The organism is Stenotrophomonas sp. FW305-3-2-15-E-LB1, from assembly GCF_058787375.1.
On record NZ_JBYSZR010000054.1, the window covers coordinates 1 to 8,595 of the forward strand.

Below are 8,595 nucleotides of genomic sequence, written 5' to 3' on the forward strand. Positions count from 1 at the left end.
TGCTTGTCGGTCCCTCCACCCTGGCTCCTACATACCTCGTAGGAGCCGGGGGGAACATACAAGCCATGCTCGGCTGCTGTTTTCGGGCGCCCATCCACGCATGGCGTGGATCTACACCTCTCTGCGGATGATCGCCCGGAAGCCTCCGTGCTGCGACAGCTGCCTCACTGATTCCCGGTTCCCATGGGCTGCCACGAAGCCCACGACATCGCCGAGGGCGCCCTGCAGCAGGTATTGCAGCTGGGCGCGATCGCCGGCGGCGAGCAGGTCATCAAGATCCTGCTGGATGAAGGCCTGGCGCAGGCCGGGGGTCTCTTCGATCCGCCAGTCGACATGTGGCGTGGGGATGCTGCTGCGATACCTGAACGCGGTTTCGAGATCGGTGGGCGTGAGGGCCTGCTCGAGCAGTTCCGGAAAATAGAGTCCGGCATTCACATAGAAGCCCCTGCTGGGTGTCGCGGCCTGGTGGTTCACAACCAGCGAGGCGCCTTCCAGCAACCGGTAGCGGGTAGTGGTGGTCCCGGCAAAGCCCGTATTCCGCGCACATTTGCTGAAGACCGTCGAAGATTTCATGGGCGCTGTCCTGGCCGGGAAGGTGCCGGACAGCGTTGAGGGGCAGGGCGTTACCGTCAATTGGCAAATGCGACACGTGATTCATCCACGCCTGGCGTGGATCTACCGGACCGCCTGCCGGTAGCGCCGCTCAGTCCCTGACCAGCCCGCCATCGACCACCAGGTTCTGCCCGGTGACCGCACGTGCCCACGGGCTGGCGAAGAACAGCACCGCATCGGCGAACTCGGCCGGGGTGGTGACGCTGCGCAGCGGGGTGTTGGCGGCGATGTAGTCGAACACCGCTTCGGGCGTGGCGGCGCTGGCATCGGTGCTGCGCAGCAGGCCGCCGGACAGCATGTTCACGGTGATGCCGTGCGGGCCCAGGTCGCCGGCCAGGGTGCGGGTCAGCGAAAGCAGGGCTGCCTTGGCCGCGGTGTAATCGTGGTACGGCACCACCGGGTTCTGGAACAGGTTGGTGCCGATGTTGATGATCCGCCCGAAGCGCTGCGCCTGCATGCCCGGCAGCGCGGCCTGCACGCAGTTCAGTGCGCCGCGCACGCTGCCTTCGAACTGTGCCTGGAATGCCGGCCAGCCGATGTCAGCGGCCTTGTCGCGCGCATCGCCATTGAACGAGAACGCGGCCAGTGCGTTGTTCACCACGGTGGTGACGCCCTGGCCGAAATGCGCCTGCGCCTGCTGCAGCAGGGCGGCGACCTGGTCGCGATCGGTGACGTCGGCCTGCAGGGCGACGGCCTGTCCGCCCAGTTCCCTTGCCAGCATGCGCGCCGGGCCCTCGCTGCGCTGGTAGTTGATGACCACGCGCGCGCCCTGTGCGGCGAAGGCGCGGGCGATGTGCGTGCCCAGGCCGCGTCCTGCGCCGGTGACCAGGACCAGTTGTTCGCTGATCTGCATGATGGGAATGCGTTCCATTGCCTGAAAGGGCATGCAGCGTAGCAGTGATGGTGCTTGCCGGATCGACCGCGCTGCCGCTAGCCTGCGTGCATGAACCAGACTCCCCTTCGATTGCTCATCCATGGCGCTTCCGGGCGCATGGGCCAGGCCCTGCTGCGGCTGGCCGCCGAACATCCCGAAACCCTGCAGGTCGTGGCGGCGGTGACCGGCCGTGCGCCGGCCCAGCGCGTGATCGATGGCGTGCCGTACTTCGCCGCCAGCGAATTGCCGGGTGCGCCGGCGTTCGACGTGGCCATCGATTTCAGCCTGCCCGAGGGTTTCGACCCGATGCTGGCGCTGTGCGTGGAGCGCGGTGCGGGCCTGGTGTCGGGCACCACCGGCATTTCCGCGGTGCAGCGGCAGGCACTGGAGGCCGCCGCAGGTGCGATCCCGCTGGTCTGGGCCTCGAACTTCAGCCTCGGCGTGGCCGTGCTGGACGAACTGGTGGAACGCGCCGCACAGGCACTGGCCGGCTGGGACTGCGACGTGGTCGAGTCGCACCACACGCAGAAGAAGGATGCGCCGTCAGGCACGGCATTGACCCTGGGTGCGGCCGCGCAGCGGGGCGGGGCGGAGCCGCACTACGCCAGCCTGCGTGCGGGCGACATCGTCGGCGAGCACCTGGCGCAGTTCACCGGCCTGGGCGAGCGCATCGAGCTGGTGCACCGGGCAACCAACCGCGACATCTTCGCCCGCGGCGCGCTGTTTGCCGCCCGCCAGGTGCACGGCCGCGCGCCGGGCAGCTACCGGGTGCGGGACCTGCTGGACGGCCCCGGTTAACCGGTAGCGCCGGGCCATGCCCGGCGGCCTCGTCAGTTCCGCCGGGCATGGCCCGGCGCTACCGGCGGGCGCTGCATACGCCGCCGGATTGAAATGAATACGCAATCGCCTGTTCATGAAGCGATATAACCGCTGGCGCGAGCGCCCCGGCAGCGCTACAATTCGCACTCGCCGAATCACGAAAGCCGGACCGGTCCCAGACCGTACGTCCGCGCTTTTTTGCAACCGGATTTCCGTGAAGCGCAGGCGTGACTTCGGCAGCCCCCTCGGTAGCCAAAGTGAGATTTCCGTGACCCAAGCCGCAATCCTCGTCCTCGAAGACGGCACCGTATTCGAGGGCGAATCCGTAGGCGCGCCCGGCCTGTCCGTCGGTGAAGTGGTGTTCAACACCGCCATGACCGGTTACCAGGAAGTGTTGACCGACCCGTCCTACGCCCGGCAGATGGTCACGCTGACCTATCCGCATATCGGCAACACCGGCATGACCGACCAGGACAATGAAGCGTCCAAGGTGTGGTCGGCCGGCCTGATCGTGCGCGACGTGCCGCGCCGTCCCAGCAACTGGCGCAGCCAGGTGTCGCTGCAGGACTGGCTGATCCAGCGTGGCGTGGTCGCCATCGCCGGCATCGACACCCGCAAGCTGACCCGCATCCTGCGCGAGAAGGGCGCGCAGAACGGTGCGCTGATGGCCGGCGACATCGACGTGGAAAAGGCACTGGAAGCCGCCCGCAAGTTCCCGGGGCTGAAGGGCATGGATCTGGCCAAGGTCGTCACTACCGAGAAGACCTACACCTGGACCGAAGGCCAGCTGGACCTGGACGCCAACGCGTTCGTCAGCGTGCCGGCGAAGTTCAAGGTCGTGGCCTACGATTTCGGCGTGAAGACCAACATCCTGCGCATGCTGGCCGAGCGCGGCTGCGAAGTGACCGTGGTGCCGGCGCAGACCCCGGCCGCTGAAGTGCTGGCGCTGAAGCCGGACGGCGTGTTCCTGTCCAACGGCCCGGGTGACCCGGAACCGTGCGACTACGCCATCGAAGCGATCAAGACCTTCATCGACGTGAAGATCCCGACCTTCGGCATCTGCCTGGGCCACCAGCTGCTGGGCCTGGCCTCGGGCGCCAAGACCATGAAGATGGGCCACGGCCACCACGGTGCCAACCACCCGGTGCAGGACCTGGACAACGGCCGGGTGATGATCACCTCGCAGAACCACGGCTTCGCGGTTGATGAATCGACCCTGCCGGCCACCCTGCGCGTGACCCACCGTTCGCTGTTCGACGGCACCAACCAGGGCATCGCCCGCACCGACGTGCCGGCGTTCTCGTTCCAGGGTCACCCGGAAGCGTCGCCCGGCCCGACCGATGTCGGTCCGCTGTTCGACCGTTTCGTGGCCCTGATGGAACAGAGCAAGGCGTGATCAGTACGCCGCCGGCCTGCCGGTGGCGTCGCGATGGACCGTAAGCCCCCGCATCGCTGCTGCCGCTGGCGCGGTGCTGCGGATCAAGATTCCTGATCGACAGCGTGCGATCACCCCCCTTGTCACGCTGTACTGACTTAGAGAAGAAAATGCCCAAGCGCACTGACCTCAAGACCATCCTCATCATCGGTGCTGGCCCGATCGTCATCGGCCAGGCCTGCGAGTTCGACTACTCCGGCGCCCAGGCCTGCAAGGCCCTGCGTGACGAGGGTTACCGCGTGGTGCTGGTCAACAGCAACCCGGCCACGATCATGACCGACCCGGAGATGGCCGACGCCGTCTACATCGAGCCGATCAACTGGCAGACGGTCGAGAAGATCATCGCCAAGGAAAAGCCCGATGCGCTGCTGCCGACCATGGGTGGCCAGACCGCGCTGAACTGCGCGCTGGACCTGGCCGACAACGGTGTGCTGGAGAAGTACAACGTCGAACTGATCGGCGCCAAGCGCGAAGCGATCCGCATGGCCGAAGACCGCGAGCTGTTCCGCGTGGCCATGGGTGAGATCGGCCTGGAATGCCCGACCGCCGCCGTCGCCCATACCCTGGACGAAGCGCTGGAAATCCAGACCCGCGTCGGCTACCCGACCATCATCCGCCCCAGCTTCACCCTGGGCGGCAGCGGTGGCGGCATCGCCTACAACCGCGAAGAACTGGTCGAGATCGTCAGCCGCGGCCTGGAACTGTCGCCGACCACCGAAGTGCTGGTCGAAGAGTCGGTGCTGGGCTGGAAGGAGTTCGAGATGGAAGTGGTCCGCGATACCGCGGACAACTGCATCATCGTCTGCTCGATCGAGAACCTGGACCCGATGGGCGTGCACACCGGTGACTCGATCACCGTCGCCCCGGCGCAGACCCTGACCGACAAGGAATACCAGCGCCTGCGCGATGCCTCCATCGCCGTGCTGCGCAAGATCGGCGTCGATACCGGTGGCTCGAACGTGCAGTTCGGCATCAACCCGACCACCGGCCGCGTGGTCGTCATCGAGATGAACCCGCGCGTGTCGCGTTCCTCGGCGCTGGCCTCCAAGGCGACCGGCTTCCCGATCGCCAAGGTCGCCGCCAAGCTGGCCGTGGGCTACACCCTGGACGAACTGAAGAACGAGATCACCGGCGGCCTGACCCCGGCTTCGTTCGAGCCGTCCATCGATTACGTCGTCACCAAGATCCCGCGCTTCGCCTTCGAGAAGTTCCCGGCTGCCGACGCCCGCCTGACCACCCAGATGAAGTCGGTGGGCGAGGTGATGGCGATGGGCCGCACCTTCCAGGAGTCGATGCAGAAGGCCCTGCGTGGCCTGGAAACCGGCAAGGTCGGCTTCGACCCGACCGGCCTGGACCTGACCAGCGAAGACGACCTGCAGACCCTGCGCCGCGAACTGAAGGCCCCGGGCCCGGAGCGCCTGTTCTACGTGGCCGATGCGTTCCGCGCCGGCATGAGCGTGGAAGAGATCTACGCGCTGTCCTTCATCGACCATTGGTTCCTGGACCAGATCGAGGAAATCATCGCGGCCGAGGGCGAAGTCGCTGCCGGTGGCATCGACGCGCTGGATGCTGCGCGCCTGCGCAAGCTCAAGCGCGCCGGCTTCTCCGACGCCCGCCTGGCCCAGCTGACCGGCACCAACGAAGCGGCCATCCGCGCGCTGCGTCGTGCCCACAAGGTGCGCCCTGTCTACAAGCGCGTGGACTCCTGCGCCGGTGAATTCTCCACCGGCACCGCCTACCTGTACTCGACCTACGAGGACGAGTGCGAGGCCGCGCCGACCAACCGCGACAAGATCATGATCCTCGGCGGTGGCCCCAACCGCATCGGCCAAGGCATCGAGTTCGACTACTGCTGCGTGCACGCGGCACTGGCCCTGCGCGAGGATGGTTTTGAAACCATCATGGTCAACTGCAACCCGGAAACCGTGTCGACCGACTACGACACCTCCGACCGCCTGTACTTCGAGCCGCTGACCCTGGAAGACGTGCTGGAAGTCGTCGAGCTGGAACAGCCGAAGGGCGTGATCGTGCAGTACGGCGGCCAGACCCCGCTGAAGCTGGCGCGCGCGCTGGAAGCCAATGGCGTGCCGGTGATCGGCACCAGCCCGGATTCGATCGATCTGGCCGAAGACCGCGAGCGCTTCCAGCAGCTGGTTGATTCGCTGAAGCTGAAGCAGCCGCCGAACCGCATCGCCCGCAACGACCAGGAAGCCCTGCTGCTGGCCCGCGAGATCGGCTACCCGCTGGTGGTGCGCCCGAGCTACGTGCTGGGCGGCCGCGCGATGGAAATCGTCTACGGCGAATCCGACCTGGCCCGCTACGTGCGCGACGCGGTGAAGGTGTCCAACGATTCGCCGGTGCTGCTGGACCGCTTCCTGGACAACGCCGTGGAAGTGGACGTGGACATCATTGCCGACAAGGATGGCAACGTCCTGATCGGTGGCGTGATGGAGCACATCGAAGAAGCCGGCGTGCACTCGGGCGACTCGTCCTGCTCGCTGCCGCCGTACTCGCTGTCGGCCAAGACCCAGGCCGAGCTGCGCCGCCAGGTGGTGGAACTGGCCAAGGCCCTGAACGTGGTTGGCCTGATGAACACCCAGTTCGCGATCCAGACCAACGACGACGGTGATGACACCATCTATCTGCTGGAAGTGAACCCGCGCGCCTCGCGTACCGTGCCGTTCGTGTCCAAGGCCACCGGCATGGCGCTGGCCAAGATCGCCGCGCGCTGCATGGCCGGCAAGACCCTGGCCGAGCAGGGCGCGACCGAAGAGATCGTGCCGGACTACTACTCGGTGAAGGAAGCGATCTTCCCGTTCGCCAAGTTCCAGGGCGTCGACCCGATCCTCGGGCCGGAAATGCGTTCCACCGGCGAAGTGATGGGCGTCGGCCGTACCTTCAACGCCGCCTTCGCGCGTGCGCAGGAAGCGGGCGGCATCAAGGCCCCGCCGGTTGGCAAGGCCTTCGTCTCGGTGCGTGACCCGGACAAGAAGCGCGTGCTGCCGGTGGCCAAGGCCCTGCTGGCGCGTGGCTACAGCCTGGTCGCCACCCGCGGCACCGCCGCGTGGCTGCAGCAGCACGGCATGGATTGCGAGATCATCAACAAGGTGGTCGAAGGCCGACCGCACATCGTCGACTCGATCAAGAACGGCGAGATCGTCTACATCGTCAACACGACCGAAGGCCGTGCCGCGATCAACGACTCATTCTCGATCCGTCGCGAGGCGCTGCAGCACCGCGTCACCTACTCGACCACCATTGCCGGCGCCAAGGCGCTGGTGGATTCACTGGAATTCCGCGGCACCGGCCCCGTCTGGTCGCTGCAGGAGCTGCACAAGGAGTTGAATGCATGAGAGCCCCCATCACGATGAAGGGCGCGCAGAAGCTGCGCGACGAACTGGATCACCTGAAGTCGGTCAAGCGCCCGAAGGTGATCGCCGCGATCGCCGAAGCGCGCGAGCACGGCGACCTGAAGGAAAACGCCGAGTACCACGCCGCGCGCGAGGAACAGGGCTTCATCGAAGGCCGCATCAAGCAGCTGGAAGGTGAGCTGTCGCACGCCGAGATCATCGACGTGAGCAAGCTCAACGCCGGCTCCAAGGTGGTGTTCGGTGCCAGCGTGACCCTGGCCGACGTGGAAACCGACGAAGAGAAGAAGTACCAGATCGTCGGTGACCTGGAAGCGGACATCAAGCTGGGCCTGATTGCCATTTCCTCGCCGGTGGCCCGCGCGATGATCGGCAAGCTGGAAGGGGATTCGATCGTGATCGACGCCCCGGCCGGCCAGCGCGAGTACGAGATCGTCAGCGTCAGCTACGTGGCCTGACCGGGTGGCAACGGCGACCCTGTTGTTGCCGGCACGCAGCCGCTTTGCAGCGGCTGCATTGCCTGACGAGGTGGCGCGGGCCCTGGGCCGCGCCACCGCCGTGCAGCAGGAGGCGGGCGAACGCCCCCAGCTGCAGCGTCATTTCACCGTGGCCGCGCCGCAGTGGCCGGTCGCTGCATTGACCCGCCAGCGTGATGTCGGCGATGCCGCCGGTGCCTGCTGGCTGCGTGCCGATCCGGCCTGCATGGTGCCGGACATGCACGGTGCGCGGATGATGGGGCACGGCGAAACGCTGCGGCCGACCCTGGCCGACAGCCTGGCCTTGCTGCCGGTGCTGCAGCCCTTGTTCGCCGATGCGGGCTTCGTGCTGGATGCGCCGGACCCGGCGCGCTGGTACCTGCGCCTGCCCATCGATACCGAACTGCCGTCCTTCGACAGCCCCGACGAGGTGCTGGGCGATGACCTGTTCTCGCACCTGCCCGAAGGCGAGGCCGGCCGCCGCTGGCGTGCGCTGATGACCGAAGCGCAGGTGCTGCTGCACAACCATTCCTGGAACCAGCAGCGCGCGGCCCAGGGCCAGCAGCCGATCAATTCCCTGTGGTTCTGGGGCGGCGGCGTGATGCCGGTGTCGGTGACCACTCCGCACGTGCAGGTGCGCAGCCGCGATGCCCTGCTGCAGGGCCTGGCACTGGCCGCGGGCGTATCGGTGGATGGCGACCAGTCCGTCGATGCCCTGGTCGACCTGCGCCAGCTGCGCTCGCTGCAGCAGCTGGGCAACGATGCCATCCGTCCGCTGCTGGTGGCACTGCAGCGCGGTGAGCTGCAGCGCCTGGTGCTGGATTTCGAGGACGGCCTGCAGTTCCAGCTGGACAAGCGCCAGCGCTGGCAGTTCTGGAAGAAGCCCCGCCAGCTGCACGACTGAGCGGGGCCATCCACGCATGGCGTGGATCTACTGTAGAGCCGAGATCCTATGTTCGTGGTCAAGCCTGCTGGAAGCAGGCTTGACCCACTTTCAACATGGCTGGGTCG

At 66.7% G+C, this 8,595-nt stretch carries 7 protein-coding genes; 5 read left to right on the forward strand and 2 right to left on the reverse strand.

Features of this window, described 5'->3' with window-relative positions; genetic code table 11:
- Nucleotides 1–111: 111 nt before the first annotated feature.
- Together AC3WL7_RS21175 and AC3WL7_RS21180 are read right to left on the reverse strand one after the other, a co-directional pair.
- Nucleotides 112–573 (reverse strand): DUF4304 domain-containing protein, encoded by a 462-nt coding sequence (locus tag AC3WL7_RS21175; protein WP_492752996.1) that lies wholly within the window; start codon nucleotides 571–573, stop codon nucleotides 112–114.
- Nucleotides 574–703: 130 nt separating this feature from the next.
- Nucleotides 704–1,465 (reverse strand): 3-oxoacyl-ACP reductase, encoded by a 762-nt coding sequence (locus AC3WL7_RS21180; protein ID WP_492752997.1) that lies wholly within the window; start codon nucleotides 1,463–1,465, stop codon nucleotides 704–706.
- A 90-nt stretch (nucleotides 1,466–1,555) separates the two neighbouring features.
- On the opposite strand from AC3WL7_RS21180, the gene dapB reads away from it, so the two are divergent.
- From dapB to AC3WL7_RS21205, 5 genes are all read left to right on the forward strand, one after another.
- Nucleotides 1,556–2,284, forward strand: a complete 729-nt coding sequence (gene dapB / locus AC3WL7_RS21185; RefSeq protein ID WP_492752999.1) for a 4-hydroxy-tetrahydrodipicolinate reductase — start codon at nucleotides 1,556–1,558, stop codon at nucleotides 2,282–2,284.
- A 289-nt stretch (nucleotides 2,285–2,573) separates the two neighbouring features.
- Nucleotides 2,574–3,701 carry a glutamine-hydrolyzing carbamoyl-phosphate synthase small subunit gene (carA, locus tag AC3WL7_RS21190; protein ID WP_008265442.1) on the forward strand — a complete coding sequence of 376 codons (1,128 nt, stop codon included), beginning with the start codon at nucleotides 2,574–2,576 and terminating at the stop codon, nucleotides 3,699–3,701.
- A 149-nt stretch (nucleotides 3,702–3,850) separates the two neighbouring features.
- Complete coding sequence (gene carB, locus AC3WL7_RS21195) at nucleotides 3,851–7,093, forward strand: carbamoyl-phosphate synthase large subunit (protein ID WP_492753000.1); 3,243 nt, start codon at nucleotides 3,851–3,853, stop codon at nucleotides 7,091–7,093.
- An 8-nt stretch (nucleotides 7,094–7,101) separates the two neighbouring features.
- On the forward strand, nucleotides 7,102–7,566 hold the full coding sequence (gene greA, locus AC3WL7_RS21200; RefSeq protein WP_481562401.1) for a transcription elongation factor GreA: 465 nt from the start codon (nucleotides 7,102–7,104) through the stop codon (nucleotides 7,564–7,566).
- A gap of 4 nt (nucleotides 7,567–7,570) precedes the next feature.
- The gene (locus tag AC3WL7_RS21205) at nucleotides 7,571–8,488 is read left to right on the forward strand and encodes a phosphoglycerate mutase (protein ID WP_200734185.1); all 918 of its coding nucleotides are present in this window, start codon (nucleotides 7,571–7,573) and stop codon (nucleotides 8,486–8,488) included.
- Nucleotides 8,489–8,595 lie beyond the last annotated feature (107 nt).

Bases quoted from the DNA above. Each gene is read 5' to 3' on its own strand.
- AC3WL7_RS21175 (WP_492752996.1), bottom strand. From the start codon at position 573: ATGAAATCTTCGACGGTCTTCAGCAAATGTGCGCGGAATACGGGCTTT.
- AC3WL7_RS21180 (WP_492752997.1), bottom strand. From the start codon at position 1,465: ATGCAGATCAGCGAACAACTGGTCCTGGTCACCGGCGCAGGACGCGGC.
- dapB (WP_492752999.1), top strand. From the start codon at position 1,556: ATGAACCAGACTCCCCTTCGATTGCTCATCCATGGCGCTTCCGGGCGC.
- carB (WP_492753000.1), top strand. From the start codon at position 3,851: ATGCCCAAGCGCACTGACCTCAAGACCATCCTCATCATCGGTGCTGGC.